We start from the raw sequence: 19,154 nt of genomic DNA, 5'->3' as shown, positions 1-19,154 counted from the left end.
ATAAATTTGACTACATATATGGGTGATGAAAGGTCTCTATGAGCGTGTAGCACGTGCTACAACTGGAGACTAATCGCAAGTCCTCCATTCAGGAAGGTAGCCACCCACCCGATGTGGAACCATCGCGAGACATAGTCCGACTGTTCCCGCAGCGTCTGACCATTGAGCTGTCTGTAGAGTAGCCAGTATCCTCCGCCTACAAGCAGGAGCAACATGCTACCACCAATATATCTCTGCACGAGCACGAGGAGGCCCGCGAAGACGGTGAGCGCCGAAGCGAACACCACGCTCTCTGCGACACCGAGCGTCTGGGTGAACGTTGAGACGCCGTACTCGCGGTCGTAGAATGTATCTCCAGCCTGGTGCATGACGTGATAGGCGAACGTATAGCAGAAAACGGCAGCGAGCGTGGCTACCGACTCAACGGTAAGGGTGGTCCCCGAGAGGACAGCCACAGGGAGGACGACACCAGCGATGTCGACGCCTGTCGTTGTGAGATGGTTGAGGACGCCGCGCTCCTTGAGCCGTGGGGGATATGAATAAATGAAGCCGAGGAACGTAACGGCTGCTCCGCAGACGACGTAGAATAGAGTTCCAGTGGAATGAGCGAGCCAGCTCCAAAAGATGAGTGCAGCAACAACCTCACCGACAAGCATCGTGTATGCGGTGTCACTCCCAAGATGGGCGATGGCGTTCGCGATGAACGATTTCTCCGGATTCTCGGCATCGAGGTCCTGGTCATGGAGGGCGTCAGCGATGGAGGCAGACATTTTTGAGAGCATGACCGCGGCGAACAGGACGACGAGTGGTAGAGCGTGTTCCTCAATGACAATTGCCGTTGGAAGTGATGTAAGTCCAATTCCGATGGCGAAGTACGCAATATTATACCCGATTGTTTCGGGGATGCGGTTGATTACAAGGATGTCATGGAGCGTTTGAGCCACGAGACGGGCAGAGCTAGAATTGGGAATTTGTGACATATCCAATATGTGTGTACATCACCTAACGACACCGATTATCCCACTGAACGGTGAAATCACCGCTCACCGAACACCTATACAATCAGTGGATATATTTACGTTCCGTTGTCTAATATCTAATATGAAACGGCGAGCCCTCCTAGGTGGTTTTTCAGCAGGATTCACAACACTTGTTTCCGGCTGCCTATCTGGCAGAAATGGGGTGATCGGAGGAGGAACATCCGGGGGAAGTAATAGCAGTTCTGACAACGCCGTCGATGCACCCAGATTCGAGGCAAACCAAAACACCCCAGCTGAACCTATCTTACTCACTGCTCAGGAACAAGCACCAAACGGTGTCGTGCTTGGCGATGAGTTCGATATTGCTATCGCAATTGGGAACGCTGGTGGTGGTACCCTTTCTGGAGAATACACCCTCAGACTCCTTCCGCCAACTGATGATGAACCGAGCCAATCGGACACTCTCACGATTGGTGGGGAGAATACCATTCCTTCTGGGGCAGCGAGATTCTTTAGAATCGGTCCGTTCGTTGCAACCGCTACTGGCACTTGGGAGCTTGTTGCGGGTCCCAAAATCGAACGAGTACACTCTGAGTATAACGGAACGTTTACTGTCAGCGAGGGTTCGGACGACAACTGATACAGCCCGTGTAAAACCAAATCGGTCGAATCTTTAGAAAATATTTTGGTTATAAACGACAGTACACTACTTCAGCACGTAACTGTAGTGATGTGCCATTTGTGGGATGAATCATAGACAAGGCCCCAGTCAGTCGATGCCTCGAGAGTGACGACCTTCTGATCTACACCACAGTCAGATCGGTCTGCTACGACGTGGCTTCCAGGATAGAACCAACTCGTACCACTATTGGGGATATTGTAGTTCCAGTCGATGACTGGTCCGTTATTAGTGAGGTTCTGGTTGACCTGCCCATCCACGTCGAACGTGTACGAGAGCTGAGCTGACGGTGGGTATCCGATACCAACAGTGACCGAGCCAGCTCCAGTGGAGCTGGGACCTGCGTTGTGGAGTGCTTCGTTTCCGAGTTGACTCTCTCCCCAATCATGCGTCGCATAGATCTTGCGTTCGTAGGGATTGATTGTCCCATCTGAGCTAGCGATGAGAGTACGGAAGGCGTTTCGTTCTTCACTACCGTCACGAACTCGATACCACTCGTAATTGTGGTTTAGCTCGCCCCAATGATCCGTGGTAGAGGCTTGGTCATCTTGGATGTAATTCCAGTCTGGGCCAACATCGGGTGATGGAGTCGATTGGGTGGAGACTTCCAAGCTCTCGAATTCGTTGACTTTCTCTTGGCCTTTTTGATGCGCAGCAGACTCTTCTTCTTTCGACGAAGCACCGTAGTACTGGCTCACTCGACCATTTGCGCCCACACGGGCAACGTATTCGACGATCTCGTACCCATCGTCAAACTCTGGGACTGCCTTTTCACTCGATGATTTCCTGTCGAGATTCGGGTTTTTAGCCTTGAGTTTCTCAAGAGTTGCTTGTCCTTCCGCGAATGAAATCGGACTGTTGTAACTTCCCTCAAGTCGAATGACTCGAGTCTTCTCTTTGGGAGCAGCAGAAACGGGTGCCGTTCCACCAATCCCTACCAAGGTTGCAGCACCGATGGCTTTCAGTGCGTTGCGGCGGGTAAACGATGCAAGCTTTCTTCGGTCAGATTTGGAATTTTTCTGTGTCATGTTGCTTCGACACAATCAATGATTAATACACGATAACATTACATTATGTGGCGAAAGAATTTCCACCAATCGGTAAATCGCTCAAATATTGAATAATTGGAGATCATATATTCTGTAAACGCTCTTCTGTAGGAGATTGTTGATACAGTCTCGGTCGCCAGTGCGAAGGTAGTAGTTGACTTTCTGAGCGTCCCTAACGCGGAGTTTCGATTTGCCTCCGTCGACGACAAATCGCAAGACTGCAGTCCATCAACAATGTGCTACACATGAGCGCTACCTAAAATATAGACCATCTCGTGGATCATGAGATAGGAGACGATGGGGGAGTACGTTTAGTGTGCTTCCTCCCCCTGAACTGTCAGCCGGAAAATTCCATTTGGGCTGGGAATTTCACAAGAAGTAACGGATCCACTATAGATAGTTTGTCTCATCCGCTGTTTTCTCCTGGTTCATCGGCGTCCTCGAGTTCTTCGAGTGGCTTGAGATTCGCTTCCATACGTTCGCGTTTGGCTTTACGAAGCTTCTCTTCTGACGCCATCTTCGGTATCAATGACGCCCCTTCAGGAAGGTCAATCTCCTGCCCCTCTACGGGTTCCGAATCGGTGACCATCTTGCGGATCTCCATATCTCGGTTGAGCTTCCCAACCATCCGCTCGAATGCCGTCTCACGTTCGTGCTGAACTCGCCGGAGCTCCCTGACCTTCCGTTCGAATTCCGTCTGCGCTGCCCAATCGTAGATCCGACGCCCAAGAATCGTGAGTGCATATCGCTTCTCTGTTCCATGCTCGGTCGGCCTATGGCTGACAGTAAACACTTCGCGTTCAACACCCTCCGAGAGTCGTGAAGACACCGTCGATCCACTTACCGCAACCGAGTCGACGAGCGCGTTGAATGTCGCTGTTCCCGTCCCGATCTCCGTAACGAGTTCTGCCGCTCCCTTCTTCCGAAGAAATGTCTCGAGTTCGTCCAAGCCCATCGTACCTCCTTCTTCTCACACATCAGTATAAACCCAACCCGAGTTTGACTCATACTGATTCTTGACTCATACCGAATTATGGCCACAACTAATTCTCCAAGTATAGCGCGCATGCCCCTTGATGTATCTCCCACAATAAGCTCAGAGCACACAACCATCGCAAAATGCTCTACTCTATTTCCACTCTATTCTATACTGATCTCTGTTCTTGGATAGCGGATGTCTCTACACAGAATCACATCAGTATTTGGTCGAGCACACCTCAGAAGCAGATCAGTTCACCCCCGAGGTGGTTCAATGCTGACTGACCCGTCGGCTGTTGCTGACTCAATCATTGTCCACGCGGAGACGCTCTGTGAGCGTGAAGACCACCTCTGGGACGTGATTCGTCAGCTATCGATCTCCGTCGACAACCTCGAGGATGCTCGCGATCAGAACCGCGTGACGTTTGGAACCGATGAGATGTTCCGCACGCTCCTGTTCAAAGGGATTCGGGGTATCTCACAGAACGAATTAGCCCAACGACTCGGGCGGGAGCCGAGCTTGGTCAAGAGTTTCCACCTCGATATCACCGATCTCTCGAATACGCCGACCCAGCAACAGCTCTCGTATACGCACGCGCAGTTCAGTGAGAACACACAAGAGGTTCTGAACAGAACTGTCGCTGGCGTTCGACAGGCCGCACTTGATCACAGCGTACTCACGGAAGGCCTTGTTCCAACCATTCCGACGGAACCTGAGAATTCGACTTCGAAGAGCGAGAGCGAGTACAAGAAGGAGAAAGCCCAGAAGACGCTGACGCTCGCTCGAAAACACGTTCTTCCCGAGTTCGACACTCACCGAGCAGCCCACAAGACCTACTCCGACGAGGTAATTCTGGACATGTTCGCGCGCATCTGTGCGAACAAGGGGAGTGCTCACGCGGAATCGGAGTACGGCTGGCTCACCGACGACGAACTCATCTGCGACGACTCGACGTTCCTGCGAGCGATCAAGAAGATTGCGACGCCCGACGAGTCGAACAGTCAGCTCACGTTCGAGGACTTCGCGGACGGCGACTCGATGCCGGAGATCGACCGGATTCGAGACGCGATTATGACGGCGTTCGACGCCGCGACAGACAACATCATCAACTCGATTCGCGGTCAGGACCCCTTTGAGTCGCGTGAGAACGTTGCAGCCATCGACATCACGACCGAGCAGTTTCACGTCTGGCCGTGGGAGGATAAGGAAGCGGGTATCGCGAAGCCGGACTACCCGAAGATGGTGAGTGGGTACAAGGAGGGCAAAGAGTACAAACACGGTTACAAGTACGCGACGATCACCTTAGTCGGAGACCACGCACCGATTGTTCTCGGTATCGAGCCGGTCAAAGAGGACTCTGCGTGGGAACCCGACGACTCGCCATCGTACTCGAAAGCCGACCTTGTGAGTCGACTGCTGGATAGTGCCGAGCGGTTCGTCGACCTGGACACGGTGATGTTCGACCGAGGGTTCTACGTGAATCAGGTGTACGCAGACGTTCACGAGCGCGGACTAACGTACCTTTCACCAGTACCGACGTACGAGGACGACTTAGCGGCGATTCAGGATATTCAGGAGCATCCGACGGCGGATGCAGCAGTCAAACACGACGTACCATTGGGAATCGACGGCGAGGTCCATCACGAAGCGGAGTTCCTCTATGCGCCGAGTACGAGCGACGATGCCGAGGGGAAGTACGCGGTGTTCGTGACGAACCAGGATCGCGTGGAGCCTGCGGAGATTCGGAGTGTCGTGAACGGGTATAGTCGGCGCTGGGACATCGAGAACCAGTACAAGTCGATCAAGAGCTTCATGCCAAAGACGTCGTCGACGGACTATCGGCTTCGACTCTGTAACTTCGCGCTGTCGACGCTGATCTACAACCTGTGGCGGCTGACGGACTATTTGATCAAGGTCGCGCTCGACGAGCCGATCAGGTCGCCACCAGTAATTACGGCGAAGACGTTCGTGCGAGCGTTAGGCGACTTCCTGCGTAAGTTCGGGTAACGCTTTTCTCACTCCGGTTTGAGGATTCAGTAGCGGCTGCTCTGTAGATTTTCGCTCATTTTGTCGACCTTCGTTGACCAGTAGACTCGTGTCTGGTCGCTGAATCGACTTCATCCGGTTTTCGCACCCTGGTTTGGCCTACTCATTCGGAAATCAGAGAGTCTCGTTTGTAGGCTTATAAGCGCGCCAAGAATGTGTGGAACCACAACTTCGGGATCTCAAATTCTACAAACGGAGTAATAATTTGTGTCTTGCGCGCACGCGCGAGTACGAGAGCAAAGTCGTCAAGTTCGCCTCCAATTAGAGCCGACAACAGAGTCTACGAGGACGAACAGATCCTCAATCTGTTCGCCTCAGCACGTCTCACGCAGGGAAGTACCAACATTCAGTAAGAGACGCGCTCAGAGAAGATATGTTAGACGTTCACTGTTGAAGCTACACTAGGTAGTTCCCGACTGTGTGTACCGTAATTCTTACTGTAAATTCAACCGGTGCTCATTTCAGAATGTGTCTGGGTCGTTGAGGTGTGTTCAACCAACTCACTGACCCAGACGAGCAGATTTCGGCGGCTGACATGGAAACCTTTGCGCTTGACCATCTCTCGGAGTTACCGATGGAAGGCGTCGAGGGCTCGCCCCTCGACGCCGACGTGATTTGGAAAACCGTCGAACGAGCTGCCACCGACACCACCTCTGTTCACCACGTCGTCGAAAACACTGACGAGACGCCTGACGACGACGAAACGGTCATGGATTGGCTCCGCACTATCGATGCTGACGCTCTCGAAGATGTCGTCAACGACCTCCTCGCCGAGCATGCTACGACGATCCTCGACCCTGATCGGTCGAGGATCGTCATCATCGATTTCGTCGATAATCCCTATCACGGATCGTATCTCACCCATCCACGCGAGGTCTGTTCGATGAAGCCTCGCGACGGAACCACCGACTGTCACCGCTACTGTACCGCGTTCGTCCTCGATACGAAGAAACCGCTCACACTCGCGATAACGCCCGTCGTGAGCGATGAGGACGCAGCCGACGCCGTCGGCCGCGTCCTCGATCGCGTCGAACAGTTACCCTTCGAGGTCGACGCCATTCTCGCGGACCGCGGCTACTACCAAGAGCGCGTCATTCGACGTGCTCGGGCCACTGCTCCGGTGGTTCTCCCGGTCATCAAAAAGGGAAAACGGCTTCTCCATCAACTCGACACACACGCCTCCTACTGGACCGAATATGCGATGTACAAGGGCAAAGACCGAGAGCTTCAGTTCCCGCACGCGGTCTGTGTCTCCTACCACAACGGCGACCGCGGCGAGAACGGCGAAGTCGTCCGTGGATATGTGGCGTGCGATCTGACCGATCGCACGCCCAAACAGGTCGAAACCCTCTATCGCAAACGCTCAGCCATCGAAACCAGCTACCGAACCTACCGCGAAGCGAGAGCAACCACCACTACACCAGACCCGCTGATTCGGTTTGTACTCGTCGCTGTGGGCTTTCTGTTGCGGAATCTCTGGCTGGTCGTGCGCTGGACGGTCGTCGCCCGCCCACGACGGGGCGGGCGCGACCTTCCAACCGAATTCACGTTCGAACTGGTGTGCGGCTGGATCAGAGACCATCTGAGCACCGAGCTTGGATGGCAGTACACGTGGGAGACTAACGGAGTTGGTCTACCGCCGGGCTACGCCTTGGCCACGGCCTGACCGAAGTCAGGCCGCTGGCCCGCCTTTCCCGAGCAACAGCTCTCGACTAAATGCGCCAACAGAGCAGCCGAAAAGACGCTCACGCGCGTGAGCGTCTGCTTCACCCTCACCCAACTGTTCACACCATCGACTCATCCTCCAAATCATGGTGTGGACCCAGGAGATCGAAAACAGAATCGGGAACTACCTACACTAAGCTAGTGCGGCTCAAACATAAATTCGACTGCCAACGTGCGTTAACAATGGTACATGGTCGCTTTCGTTTCCAATCGTCGTACGCTATCATCACATCTTTGAGCGGACGAGAATTTGGACTATTCCCGACTGTTAATCAAGAATCCCTTCTTCAGTGAGGAGTGATTTTACTTCGTCACGGACGATGGATCGGATTTCTGCTTCAGAGAGGGTGTCGTCATGGCGGGCAACACCGAGTTCGGCATCAATTGTGCGAAGCGCCATCTCGAGAGCATCCATCCGATCAACTAGATCAGAGTGATCAATATCAGCGGCAGTTGCTGTTTCATCAAAAGTCAACTCGTGTTCGGCCTCATCTAGAAGTTTCGTTGCTGGCCGGTCAGTAAGCGCGGAGTCCGTCTTGTTGTCAGTCCGCGGACGGACCGGAGTCGCATCCATCATACCACCGATCCGAATTCCAGTGACGGTTTCAACTTTATCAGCGAGATTAGCGGCAAGGGCGCGTTGCTGATCCGGTTCGCCATGAACCAGGGTAATCTCTTCGGGAGACACTAGCCGCGCGAACCATCGAAGCGTATCTCGTGCTCCGTGGGCCGAGAGGCCGCTGTACCGTGAGATCCATGTGGACGGGATTTCAACAGTAGTGCCGTCGTCAGCGTCAGGCACGCCTTCCCCGAGCCTGAGTGCAGGGAGAGTTATCTCGATGGTTTCAGTGTCGGCGGTAATCGCCTCCTCAAGTTGTCGGCCCGGAGTTCCTTCAGCCTGGAACCCGCAGAGGAAGATATTGGCATGATCATAGCGTTCTGCAAACTCAACAAGATAGGAGGGGGCCCAGCCGCCTGATAGCATCCCAGAAGGAGCGATAATAATAGGGATGCGCTCGTTGTCGAGAGCCTCTTGCCGGTCAATATGGTAGCCTGCTTCTGCCTGATCTGGGAGGAAGGGTTGGTCCTCGCCATTATTGACTCGAAGGTTTCGAATGGATTCAGACGCGAATTCGCCGTGTGCATGCTGGTTGTAGGTGTTTGTTGCGCTGACAGCCATCCCATCGTAAATCAATTGGATCCGACTCCGAGTATCATTGTCGAGCTGATGAAGTCGGTTCTTGAAGATGTAGAGGAGTTCTTGTGAGCGACCGACGCCGAAGCAGGGAATTAAAACTGGTTCTTGATTCCGGACCGCAGTAATCGCATCGCTGTAAATCTCGGTTCTAGTGTCGTCTGCAGAGTCGTGGTTCTCTGTACTGCCGTACGTTGATTCCAGGAAGAGGCTGTCTGCCTTTGGCGGCTCCTCAATGTCCGGAAGATGGTTTGATCGGCCACCAAGATCTCCAGAGAATACGATCCGAGATCCCATCGTCTCGAATGCGATCCAAGCACTTCCCAGCAGGTGGCCTGCATTCCCGAACTCAAACGTCAAAGTCTCCTGATCCGAGAGATTAGGGACATAGTCTTGAATGTCGCCACGAATATATCCACGGGGCTCAAAGCGATCGAGGACCTTTCTGACGTCGGCATCTGTATAGAGCTGTTCCCGTCCCGGATCTTTGGCCTTCTCTTTGTGGATTTTCAGCGAGTCTTTGAGGAGGGTGCTGGCGAGAGCTTCGGTCGGCCGAGTAGTGATAATCGGCGCTCGCGGCGAGAGGAGCTGTCGGCTCTCGATCACCGGAAGCGCACCAACATGATCGATATGGGCGTGAGTTAGAAACACGGCATCGATCTGACCTTCATCGATTCCACGGAAGTCTGGGAACTGACCACCGTCACCCTGATTGAGACCGGCATCGACAAGGTAGGTCCCAAACCTGGTTTCAAGCTGATAGCAGCTCCGACCCACTTCTTGGACGCCACCGCGCGGTATCACAACGAACGGAGTGCCTTCTCCAGGCTCCACCTCGAGAGGGACATCGTCTTCCGCATATTCGGTAGCAGTCGTCGTTTTATACGCAACTTGGTTATTGGTGTCGTCGGTCATCGCTGGATCACTTCCTCAGCATAGAACCGTTCACGAGTTTCGCGTTGGCCCCGGAATGATAAAGACTGGAGCACATCTTCCTCTGACAATGCCGGGAAGAATCGGTCGATTGATGATAGCACACCGTTCAACGATCGGTACGATTCTCCGTAGGATGCGATACTGTCCATCTTCCACACGCCGGGGACAGCATCTACTTTCCCAGCTCGTTCGGCTTCGCTTTCAGTATAGTAGCGTCGTCTCCCGGCACTGCCCTGTGTCTGCCGACTTGACCGGGAGGGTTTGGCAGTTACTTCCGTTATTTGCACCAGTTGTGGTGGAGAGTGACTTTGTCCAGGCATGGCCGTGTCGAGATCTTCGCGGACCCGGGCAGCAGAGAGTGTACCGTCCCGTGAAAATGTGCCAAGCGTCATCTCACCCTCATTAGTATAGAGGTCGGGAGACGCTACGGATTGGCCAGTGGTCTCGTCCTGAGTGACGAACCGGGGCGGAAGTTCGGCAACGGTCAGTCCTGTCAAGTAGAGTCGGTCCGTGTCGACGTGGTCTTCCTCATCTAATGACGAAAGAAGATCTGCGAGGGCATTCTCAAACTCAGCCGGAGACCATGGTTCGGTATTACGAGGGGGACGTTCAGCCGGATTGTCGAAATGAACGGTCGACTCCGGAATGTACGGACCTTGCGGGACTCGGACATCAACCGGATAATTCGGTGTCGAAAGTTGTGTGTGAGTTTTATCACTACTGGTGGTCCGTCCAAGCTCGAGCGACACCGTGACCGGAAAGACGGTCGGTGGGAGACATTCGACCGCACCAAGAGGGTCTGATTCATCAAACACGACTGCATCTTGGCGCTCTGCCTCAGATTCTGTTTTACTGGTTTCTGATCCACTCATAGCTGATTTTTGTGTCCACAGAGCGCATAAGAGCTGGAATCGTTAGCACTGCACACTTATGAACTGCTGCTGGACACACCACATAGGTGTTTGTATATTTACAATAAGTTTTTCGAATGTGGGGAATATGATAGTTTTAACAGAAGGCATTAATAACTGCTCATGTGGCATTAGTTCCAATAAATAAAAGTGTTCGTTAAGAACTTAAGGTAGTTTTCTGAGTCGATGAGTTGCTTAGCCCAATCTCCAGTGGTGAATCACACGACCAGTCAGCGCTGGTTCATCGATATGAACTAGCAGTCATTCAATATGAGGTTCATTGACAGGGTACATCTGACGCAAATTATCGGTTGTGTCTCAAACTGGTCTAGAATACCACTGACAGTTTACGATCTCAAGAGTTCATTTGGGCTTCTATACTCAATCAGGTCGATTAGTTAGGCTATTTCGTTAGGCTAATTGCATGACTTTTTAGAGAGCCGGAGTTTAGAAATAAGCTATTTTGAGTAGGCTAATCGGTTAGGCTACTTAGATAGACCTTCCAGATGGTTCTTATCTATAGAATAACCGCAATACTCAGCTTCGCATGTTGGCTGTTTTACTGTGTAGTCGAAAAGGCAGCAGAATCGGCTTTGGGACAGTATTCAGAAGGTTAGTCAACCCAGTGGCGTTCAGTTCACTGTTCTGCTAAGTACGGTACTAGATGGTTCTCCAGATAGGCCAATCGGTTAGGCCAATCAATAAGCCTATCTAGGAGGACTAGCGAAAAACTATAATCAATCAGTTCATCCGATAATACATGCTTACTTATGCCACGTATTCGGAGGCTGGCGGCGTTGGAAAGACAACACTTGCTGCATCACTCGCTGACGAACACACCCGCGTCGGCCGCAACGTCCTGACAGTCGACCTTGATCCACAGTACGGATCACTGACTCACTTACTCGGCGTCGATGCCCCACGCGACGATGGCGACGCAGACAACTTGGCTCGCCATTTGATCGACCGGCCGAAAGGAGACTTCAACGAACTCATCCTCGAGACTGATTTCGGGTTCGATGTCGTCCCAAGCCACAACATGATGGAGCGACTCGGTGATCTCCTGACTCGAGCCGAGCAGATGGCCGCCGATCTCGACGAGGCTTTTGATCCAACCGACCAGCTGCGACGTGTCCTCCTCGAAGCTGGCGTCCCCAGCGAGTATGACACAATCATCATCGATCCGCCAGCAACTGCGGGACCTCACCTCTACAACGCAGTGAACGCAACGCGGTCGCTGGTGATCCCGATCGAGCCGACAGGGAAAGGGATGCAAAGCATCTACGGCCTCGAAGAGCTCGTCGACGGCCTTGAAGGCACCATCTCGAACGGCGATGAGCAGGTCGAGATCGGAGTCCTCGCGGGAGTCCCGAACGGCATCGGTCGAACAAGTGACCAACAAGAGTACCTCGAGGAAATCCGTAACCGGGGCTATCCAGCACCGGTCGCGATTCGTACTCGAGAGTCGCTATTCCAAGGCTGCTGGAAAGAGCAGTGTACTCCTCGCTACTACGTTGAGCACCACCGTGATCGGAAACGAGACCATGAGATGGAGACGCTCGAGAAGTTAGAGCAACTGGCTGCAGAGATTACGGAGGTCGGTGAGCGATGAAGAAGGGTGCTGGCAGCGATCCGTTCGGCGATAACGTCGACGACACGGATGACCAGAACGTGGAGGAGGATGTCGACAACGTTGTCGATGATGGCCTCGAAGAGGAGACTGAGGACAAATATCCCTCTGACGATGCCTCTATCGAGGAAGTAGTCGAGACCGTTAACGACGGAGTCGCGCCAGATCTCCCTCAGTCAGGCCGTGATGATGGCGGCATTCCTTGGGTCTATACGCGGGACAACGTCAAGCAGGACCGAGATATGGTCCAGTTCTATCTTCGCAGCAGCGTCCAGGATGTCGAGGGGAAGCTCGTTGATGCGGTCGAAGACGAACTCGGGGCCAGCGTCTCGAAGACGGACGTTCGAGAGGCTGCGTATGTCGCTGCAATGCGGCAGCCAGAAATCGTTGCTGAAGAACTCGAACGCTGGGGTTTCGAGAACGAGTGAGGTTCTCGAGGATTGAACGGACACCCCCCATATTTCATGAGTGTTTGAGAGTGCGTGATTTTGGAGGAAATAAATTAGTACTGTGAATCAATAACGTTCAAAGAATATAGAGTTCGACGCCCCCTCCCCCCACTTTTCACGAGAGTTCGAAACAAGTGGGACGGCCAAAGAAATTGTCTGTGCTTCTCATAGAGTAAGTGTCTAATGAATAGAAAGATTCTATGTCTAGTGCGGTTTTGGTTTTTTACATAGACACTTATAATTTTCTCTATTCAATACTCTCGGTCTCAGTCTTAGCCATAGGCTTGAGATCAAAAACACTCGTGAAAAGTGGGGGGAGGGGGGTGAGATGCCGGCCGACAAATGAGACGAATGAAGCTCATGAAACTCGTGAACTAGTGGTTTTATTATTCCTAGTTTGAATGTTGCTTGTAATGGGACTCGAGCCATTCACTCGTGACTCGACTATCTTTCGCGACGAGAATGTCCTTCGCGATAGTTACACCCCGCAGACGCTAATTGAGCGAGATGATGAGTTAATGGCCTATCAATCCGCTCTCCGGCCTGTTGTGAACGGAGCTCAACCAAAGAACCTCTTCCTCTATGGCCAAACCGGTGTTGGGAAAACGCTCGCAACGAAGTTGGTCCTTGAACGTCTTTCCACCGATCTCGAGCCAATGGATGATGTCGATTTACACACCGTCTTTCTCAACTGTAAATCTCTTTCCTCGAGTTATCAAGTCGCTGCAAATCTTGTAAATGAATTTCGCGAACCCGACGACAAGATCAAGACCACTGGCTACCCCTCGGGTATGATCAATCAAATGCTCTGGGACCATCTAAACGATCTCGAGGCAACCCACTGTTTGATTGTATTGGATGAAGTTGATTCGATTGGTAACGACGACGACATTCTCTACCAGGTTCCTCGGGCAAACGACAACAATCTCGTCGAAAATACTCAGGTCGGTGTTATCGGTATCTCGAATGATTTCACCTTCCGAGATAATCTCTCGGCTCGAGTGAAGGATTCGCTATGCGATGAGGAGATTCTGTTTTCTCCTTACGACGCAAACCAGCTTCGGCGAATTCTGGAACAACGATCCGAACAAGCGTTTCACGATGATGTCCTCGACGAGAACGTAATCCCGCTGGCCGCCGCATTCGCCGGCCAGAGTAGCGGATCTGCACGGCAGGCGCTTCTCCGACTCTATAAAGCAGGGGATATCGCTCGCGACGAAGGTACAGAAATGGTAACTGAGCGCCATGTTCGAGAGGCCGATCGAGCAGTTGAACGCGATAAGGTGTGGGAAGAGTTGTTGCGAGTACCGACGCACTCGAAGCTCACATTATACGCGCTATTGACGCTTGAGACCGAAAATAAACTCCCCGCAAAGCGCTCCGCGATTTACAAACGGTATCGGATCGCGGCGGATCGGATCGGTATTGACCCTCGTACTGATCGGACGGTCCATGACCGACTCTCGCAGTTGACATTAAAAGGGTTTCTTGATGTTGAAGAAAAGAACAAAGGGCCGAAAGGCGGATCATATTACCAATATCAGTTTTCAATTCGGCCAGAACTGGTTACTGAAGCTCTTTCTGAGGATTCCCGAGTTAGTGAACTATTCGACTAACCGCACCTAGCCATCGCGTTTGAGGTGGTACCTGGAATCCATAGACTCAACCCGATTGGCCCCTTCGAACTACACACCGAATGCGGATCGATTTCGACGACGGGACACTCGTGCTCCAAGATGCGCCTGCCGAGGTCCCCTTTGCGGAGTGGGACGATCGCATTGATGAGTACCGCGTGCAGGCCTATCGGTATCGGGAACTTCTTGAGTGGGCTGGTGGCTGGTCCGACAGCAACGGACAGACAACACTCGAAGATGCGTTACCACGTTCTATGTCTCTCCACGATGCTGCCCGAAGTTATCCAGAACTCGATCTGACACCGGCGCTCCACATCGAACCGCGTGACTATCAGCAGGCCGCCCTCGACGCCTGGATCGACCACAGCCGTCGAGGGAGTGTTGTTCTCCCGACTGGCAGCGGGAAGACCTTTCTTGGACTGCAGGCAATCGCTGACGCCGGCGTGAGTGCGCTTGTCGTGACACCGACGATTGACCTGATGAATCAGTGGCACGCCACACTCACCAACGCCTTTGGCGATCAACTCACAGAGCCGATCGGCGTTCTCGGCGGCGGCAGCCACGAAGTCACCGCGATTACCGTCACCACCTACGATAGCGCCTACCGCTACATCAACGAATACGGCGACCAGTTCGGCTTACTCGTCGTCGACGAAGAACATCACCTGCCAGCGCCGACATACCAGCAGATTCCCGAGATGACGATTGCACCGTATCGGTTGGGACTGACTGCTACCTACGAACGGCCTGACGGAAAGCATGAGCTCCTCGAGGATCTCATCGGTCCGGTTGTTTATGAAGAGGCTGTCGACGAACTTGCTGGCGAGTACCTCAGCGAGTACGAAACCATCCACATGTCTGTCGAGCTCACGCCAGAGGAACGGGAGACATACGACGAGGAGTACCAGATCTATCGCGACTACGTCGATAGCCACGAGTTTGATCTCTGGAAAGAGGAGGGTTATCAGGAGTTCCTCAAACGGACGTCCTACGATCCGAAGGGACGGCGGGCACTCATCGCCAAGCAGCGCGCCGAACGCATCGCCCGAACGGCAGAGAAAAAACTCGAGACGCTCGATAACCTGCTCAAACGTCACCACGACGATCGCGCAATAATATTCACTGCGAACAATGACTTTGCCTACGAAATCTCTCAGGAGTTCATCGTCCCCTGCATTACCCATCAAACGAAGACGGACGAGCGCACCGAGATTCTCGAGCGATTCCGGACTGGCGAGTACTCGATGCTGGCAACGTCTCAGGTGCTCGACGAGGGGATTGACGTTCCCGCTGCGAACGTGGGGATTATCCTGTCGGGAAGTGCTTCGAAGCGGCAGTATGCCCAGCGGCTTGGACGCATCCTCCGGCCGACAGATGACCGCCAGCCGGCCCCCGGTGGAGCAGACTGCAAGCGACAACACCGGCCCACGACGTGCCGTGGCTGGTTCCGATCGGTACATACAGTCGGGCCGGTGGATACCATATCTGAGCGTAGCCGTGGTGGGAGTGTAAAAGGCACCATTTCTGTAGTCGCGTGCCGGCTCACTCGCCACGAGCCAGCCGCGTGCCGATGCGGTCGGGCAGCCCGGTCTCGCTGACTGCTTCCTGCACCGCCTCGACGTCGTACTCGACGCGGTGGGTGTCGACGGTCAGCGCCTCGAGATCCACGACGGCGTATCCCGCCCGCGGATCCCCGTCGCGGGGCTGGCCGACGCTGCCGGGGTTGACGACGATCCCCTCCGCGAACCGCTCGACGCCTTGCACGTGGGTGTGGCCGAGCACTAGCACGTCTTCATCGTCGAGCAGCCGCGACGTGAACTCCTGTGGGTAGGTGTATCGGGTGTAGCGGTCCGGATCGTCCGGATGCCCGTGGACGAGTTTCACCCGCCCGTCGCAGACGCGCCGTTCGTCCGGGAGCGACGCGAGCCACTCGAGCTGGTCGGCCGAGAGCTGCGTTTCCGCGTGTTCGACGCCAGCCTGTGCCATCCCGTTGAACCGGAAGGGCGTCTCCGCGGCGACGGCGGCGTCGTGGTTGCCCATCACTGTCGGCACGTCCCGTTCCCGAAGCGCGTCGACGCAGTCGGCCGGCCAGGGGTTGTAGCCCACGACGTCCCCCGCACAGCACAGTTCGTCGACCGGCGGCATGTCTTCGAGGACGGCCTCGAGCGCGACACGATTCCCGTGGACGTCCGAGATGAGTCCGACCTTCATGCCTACAGCTAACAGGTGCCAGTGATTTGTACGTTATCCAGCAGGTGGGCAGAGCGGTGGGCGGTCGATGGCCCAGAGTTTGCCGACACTCGTTCGGGAGCGATAGCTACGCTGGGCTGGTGATTTCAGCGAGCAAAACGAGCGGTGCCGCTCAGTTGCCGTTCTCGATCGCCGTCTCGAATCCGTCGTCAGTCAGTGCGACGCCGGCTGCACAGACTGCGTGTTCGAACTCGTGGTCGTAGACCTCGCTTGCGGCTGTCGCGGCGCTATCGGCCTCGAGACCGAACGCTTCGGGGGCATCTTTCTCGTAGGTCGCGACCAGCGTCGGCTCGTCGACGGTCTCGACGAGCAGCGCGTCCTTGCGAACCGTGCCGATCATGGCCTCGCCGTCGTCGCCGATCGTCGCGGCGATCCGGGGCGTGTCGTAGTCGTCCTTTTCGTAATCCAGCGCCAGCAGGCTCTCCGCGAGCGCGTCGCGGGCGGGATAGCCGAGCTCGAGTTTCTCCGCGATCGGGTCGACATGCGAGCCGTTGCCGAAGGCAGCCGTCTCGCCCGTCGGCGTCTCGACGACGCGCAGGCAGTTGTAGGAGACGTAGGGGTTGTCCGTCTCGGGGGCGTCATCGGTCGGGCCGACGGTGAGTGCTTCCTCTCGAGCGGTGATCTCGCGGTTGGGGAACGAGCGTGAAGAGACGCGGTATGCGCCGACCTCGGGGCCGACGACGACGAATCGTCCGACGTACATACTCGCAGGTGCGCGAGAGAGGGGAAAAGGAATGTCGGTTCGCGCTCGAGCGGTCGAATTCGCCAGTATCGGGCGAGAGTTTATCGGTGATAACGCGGCGAACGGCAGTGTGACGACGGACGACGAGTGTCTCGAGGCCCTTCGGAGGCCGCCGATCGGCTCGGCGAGTCGCCGACGAAAGCACAGTACGAGGAGTTGGGGTTGACGCCGGCTTCTGCGACGATTATTCGGACGTGTGGTGGCTGGAACGATGCGAAAGAGAAGGCAGGGCTGGAGACGGCTCCGCCCACTGGATCTCGCGTGAAGCCAAAGCCGGATAATGTCGATCTCCCTTCCGATCTCGTTTGGGAGGACCTCTCGGTTGACCAGCGGTGGCACTATCGAAACGTCGAGTGGAATACCGAACGATCGTTACGCCGTCGATCTCGGCTTCGTTCGTGGCTCAATCAGGTGAAACGGAAACGGGGGTGTTCGCGTTGTGAAGTCGGTACTCCGGCGTGTCTCGATTTCCATCACACCGACGAAACGACGAAGGAGATGGCGGTCGGTCGCATGGTCACGTTTGGCTACGGAAAAGACGCCCTTCGCGACGAAATCAAGAGGTGTATCGTTCTCTGTGCGAATTGTCACCGCAAAGAACACTACGAGCCACTGCAATGTGAACGCCGACGATGGGTGCATGACCGAAAACGCGCCATCGGAGGCTGTGAACGATGCAGGGAGTCGGATCCAGCCTGCTTAGATTTTCATCACAAAGAAGATGAGAAGGAGTCTACTATCGCACGATTGGTCTCGGATGACCGAACGAAAGAGCGAATTCACACGGAGATTGAGCGATGTTCTGTTCTCTGTGCGAACTGCCACCGCACGGAACACGCCGATCTATCGTCGTGATAATCGCTACAAGGGACGAAGGTAGATTGAAGTGTCTTCTCATATTGGTTCCGACCGAGTTCGTAACACTCTAATACGAACCCCGACTACAAACAGGTACGTCGTCGGTAATAGAGACCGACGAAACATGTCAAGTCCATTGGGGTAGTGGCCAATCCTGAAGCCTTCTGGGGGCTTCGACCCTGGTTCGAATCCAGGATGGACTACTTCTCTCTCGTTTCAACTCGAGCACCTTCTCAGCCCCCGCTGCCGATTTCCAGTCGAAACGAAGGGGTCCGCCGGTAACTTTCCAGCCACCAGAAATCATATCTCATCGCCGTCGGTAGCTAGCCAGTATGAATCGACGGATCTTCCTCGCTGTCGGCGGGACGGTCGCTCTCGGCGAGCTTGCGGGTTGTCTCGGCGGCGACGCTGGTGGCGACAACGGATACGGCCCGGAACCGGGAACCGAACCCGACGCGAAATCGATCGATACCAGTTCGTATCAGACACAGGTGTTCGAAGGCTTCGAAGGTATCGAGGTTCCACTGGCCCCGATCGAGGATGTCTTCTACTGGTACCAGCGACACGAGGCCCGGATCGCCGATGCACGCGGTTCCTCGCAGTACGAGAAATCCCACATCGCTGGCGCGGTCCTGAGTACTGCACCGCCGTACACGCCCGATGGCGATCCGGTCGCTGACTGGTCCAAAAGCGAGCGAATCGTCACGTACTGTGGCTGTCCACACCACCTCTCTGGATTGCGTGCTGCAAAACTGATCGAAGACGGCTACGAGGAAGTCTATGCGCTTGATGACGGATTCGGTGCGTGGCTCGACCGCGACTATCCGATCGAGGGCGCGAACGTGTCTGCAGATCGGGCGACCTACACGATTCAGGGTCAGTCTGATCCTGCCTACGCCGGCAGCCTGGTCAGACTCGAGCAACTCGACGCGGATCGGCTCGAGGCAGCGCCGATCGCTGACGACGGCTCGTACACTCTGCAACTCCATTACGCGGGCGCGACCGACTCGCGGTTCAGAGTCGACGCACCCGAGTACACTGTCGAGGGAACGCTCGAGGAACTGACGAGCACTACCGTGACGCCCTGAACG

Annotated in this window: 14 protein-coding genes, 1 tRNA gene and 2 pseudogenes; 10 read left to right on the top strand and 7 right to left on the bottom strand. The window is 54.7% G+C overall.

Annotated features, from left to right (window positions below; all coding sequences use genetic code 11):
- Nucleotides 1-56: 56 nt before the first annotated feature.
- Nucleotides 57-944: a UbiA family prenyltransferase gene (locus tag E2L06_RS18360; protein ID WP_212750813.1), complete on the bottom strand. Its 888-nt coding sequence runs from the start codon at nucleotides 942-944 to the stop codon at nucleotides 57-59.
- Between the two features lie 157 nt (nucleotides 945-1,101).
- On the opposite strand from E2L06_RS18360, the gene E2L06_RS18355 reads away from it, so the two are divergent.
- Nucleotides 1,102-1,620: a hypothetical protein gene (locus E2L06_RS18355; RefSeq protein WP_138783047.1), complete on the top strand. Its 519-nt coding sequence runs from the start codon at nucleotides 1,102-1,104 to the stop codon at nucleotides 1,618-1,620.
- Nucleotides 1,621-1,691: 71 nt separating this feature from the next.
- On the opposite strand, the gene E2L06_RS18350 is transcribed toward E2L06_RS18355, so the two are convergent.
- A complete protein-coding gene (locus E2L06_RS18350) occupies nucleotides 1,692-2,687 on the bottom strand; it encodes a hypothetical protein (RefSeq protein ID WP_138783046.1) in 996 nt (331 codons plus the stop codon).
- Between the two features lie 427 nt (nucleotides 2,688-3,114).
- Entirely contained in the window at nucleotides 3,115-3,663 is a 549-nt protein-coding gene (locus E2L06_RS18345) for a hypothetical protein (protein WP_138783045.1), read from the bottom strand.
- A gap of 297 nt (nucleotides 3,664-3,960) precedes the next feature.
- On the opposite strand from E2L06_RS18345, the gene E2L06_RS18340 reads away from it, so the two are divergent.
- Nucleotides 3,961-5,694 (top strand): transposase, encoded by a 1,734-nt coding sequence (locus E2L06_RS18340; protein WP_138783044.1) that lies wholly within the window; start codon nucleotides 3,961-3,963, stop codon nucleotides 5,692-5,694.
- 574 nt (nucleotides 5,695-6,268) lie between these two features.
- A complete protein-coding gene (locus E2L06_RS18335) occupies nucleotides 6,269-7,399 on the top strand; it encodes an ISH3 family transposase (protein WP_138783226.1) in 1,131 nt (376 codons plus the stop codon).
- 327 nt (nucleotides 7,400-7,726) lie between these two features.
- Here the strand turns inward: E2L06_RS18335 and E2L06_RS18330 are convergent, their stop codons facing one another.
- Together E2L06_RS18330 and E2L06_RS18325 are read right to left on the bottom strand one after the other, a co-directional pair.
- Complete coding sequence (locus E2L06_RS18330; protein WP_138783043.1) at nucleotides 7,727-9,568, bottom strand: MBL fold metallo-hydrolase; 1,842 nt, start codon at nucleotides 9,566-9,568, stop codon at nucleotides 7,727-7,729.
- A complete protein-coding gene (locus E2L06_RS18325; protein ID WP_138783042.1) occupies nucleotides 9,565-10,461 on the bottom strand; it encodes a hypothetical protein in 897 nt (298 codons plus the stop codon). Before E2L06_RS18325 ends, E2L06_RS18330 begins: the two co-directional genes overlap by 4 nt.
- A 799-nt stretch (nucleotides 10,462-11,260) precedes the next feature.
- Here E2L06_RS18325 and E2L06_RS18320 point away from each other — a divergent pair.
- The 4 genes and pseudogenes from E2L06_RS18320 to E2L06_RS18305 all read left to right on the top strand — a co-directional run.
- Nucleotides 11,261-12,112 carry a ParA family protein gene (locus E2L06_RS18320; RefSeq protein WP_138783041.1) on the top strand — a complete coding sequence of 284 codons (852 nt, stop codon included), beginning with the start codon at nucleotides 11,261-11,263 and terminating at the stop codon, nucleotides 12,110-12,112.
- The gene (locus E2L06_RS18315; protein ID WP_138783040.1) at nucleotides 12,109-12,558 is read left to right on the top strand and encodes a hypothetical protein; all 450 of its coding nucleotides are present in this window, start codon (nucleotides 12,109-12,111) and stop codon (nucleotides 12,556-12,558) included. The genes E2L06_RS18320 and E2L06_RS18315 overlap by 4 nt, the downstream gene beginning before the upstream one ends.
- 434 nt (nucleotides 12,559-12,992) lie before the next feature.
- Nucleotides 12,993-14,195 carry a Cdc6/Cdc18 family protein gene (locus tag E2L06_RS18310; protein WP_138783039.1) on the top strand — a complete coding sequence of 401 codons (1,203 nt, stop codon included), beginning with the start codon at nucleotides 12,993-12,995 and terminating at the stop codon, nucleotides 14,193-14,195.
- Between the two features lie 80 nt (nucleotides 14,196-14,275).
- Nucleotides 14,276-15,604: pseudogene (locus E2L06_RS18305) on the top strand (DEAD/DEAH box helicase family protein); the annotation flags it as partial.
- 151 nt (nucleotides 15,605-15,755) lie between these two features.
- On the opposite strand, the gene E2L06_RS18300 reads toward E2L06_RS18305, so the two are convergent.
- Together E2L06_RS18300 and E2L06_RS18295 are read right to left on the bottom strand one after the other, a co-directional pair.
- Nucleotides 15,756-16,424 (bottom strand): metallophosphoesterase, encoded by a 669-nt coding sequence (locus tag E2L06_RS18300; protein WP_138777459.1) that lies wholly within the window; start codon nucleotides 16,422-16,424, stop codon nucleotides 15,756-15,758.
- 151 nt (nucleotides 16,425-16,575) lie between these two features.
- Entirely contained in the window at nucleotides 16,576-17,166 is a 591-nt protein-coding gene (locus tag E2L06_RS18295; RefSeq protein WP_138777457.1) for an IMP cyclohydrolase, read from the bottom strand.
- Nucleotides 17,167-17,275: 109 nt separating this feature from the next.
- Here E2L06_RS18295 and E2L06_RS22570 point away from each other — a divergent pair.
- The 3 genes and pseudogenes from E2L06_RS22570 to E2L06_RS18280 all read left to right on the top strand — a co-directional run bounded on the left by E2L06_RS22570 (nucleotide 17,276) and on the right by E2L06_RS18280 (nucleotide 19,151).
- Nucleotides 17,276-18,060: pseudogene (locus E2L06_RS22570) on the top strand (homing endonuclease associated repeat-containing protein).
- A gap of 133 nt (nucleotides 18,061-18,193) precedes the next feature.
- A tRNA-Gln gene (locus tag E2L06_RS18285) sits at nucleotides 18,194-18,266 on the top strand.
- A gap of 129 nt (nucleotides 18,267-18,395) precedes the next feature.
- A complete protein-coding gene (locus tag E2L06_RS18280; protein WP_138777455.1) occupies nucleotides 18,396-19,151 on the top strand; it encodes a rhodanese-like domain-containing protein in 756 nt (251 codons plus the stop codon).
- Nucleotides 19,152-19,154 lie beyond the last annotated feature (3 nt).

This window comes from Haloterrigena sp. H1, assembly GCF_005938085.1.
Taxonomy (GTDB): domain Archaea; phylum Halobacteriota; class Halobacteria; order Halobacteriales; family Natrialbaceae; genus Natrinema.
Note: the sequence above shows the minus strand (reverse complement) of the source record. Positions and strands in the feature narration are given on the sequence as shown.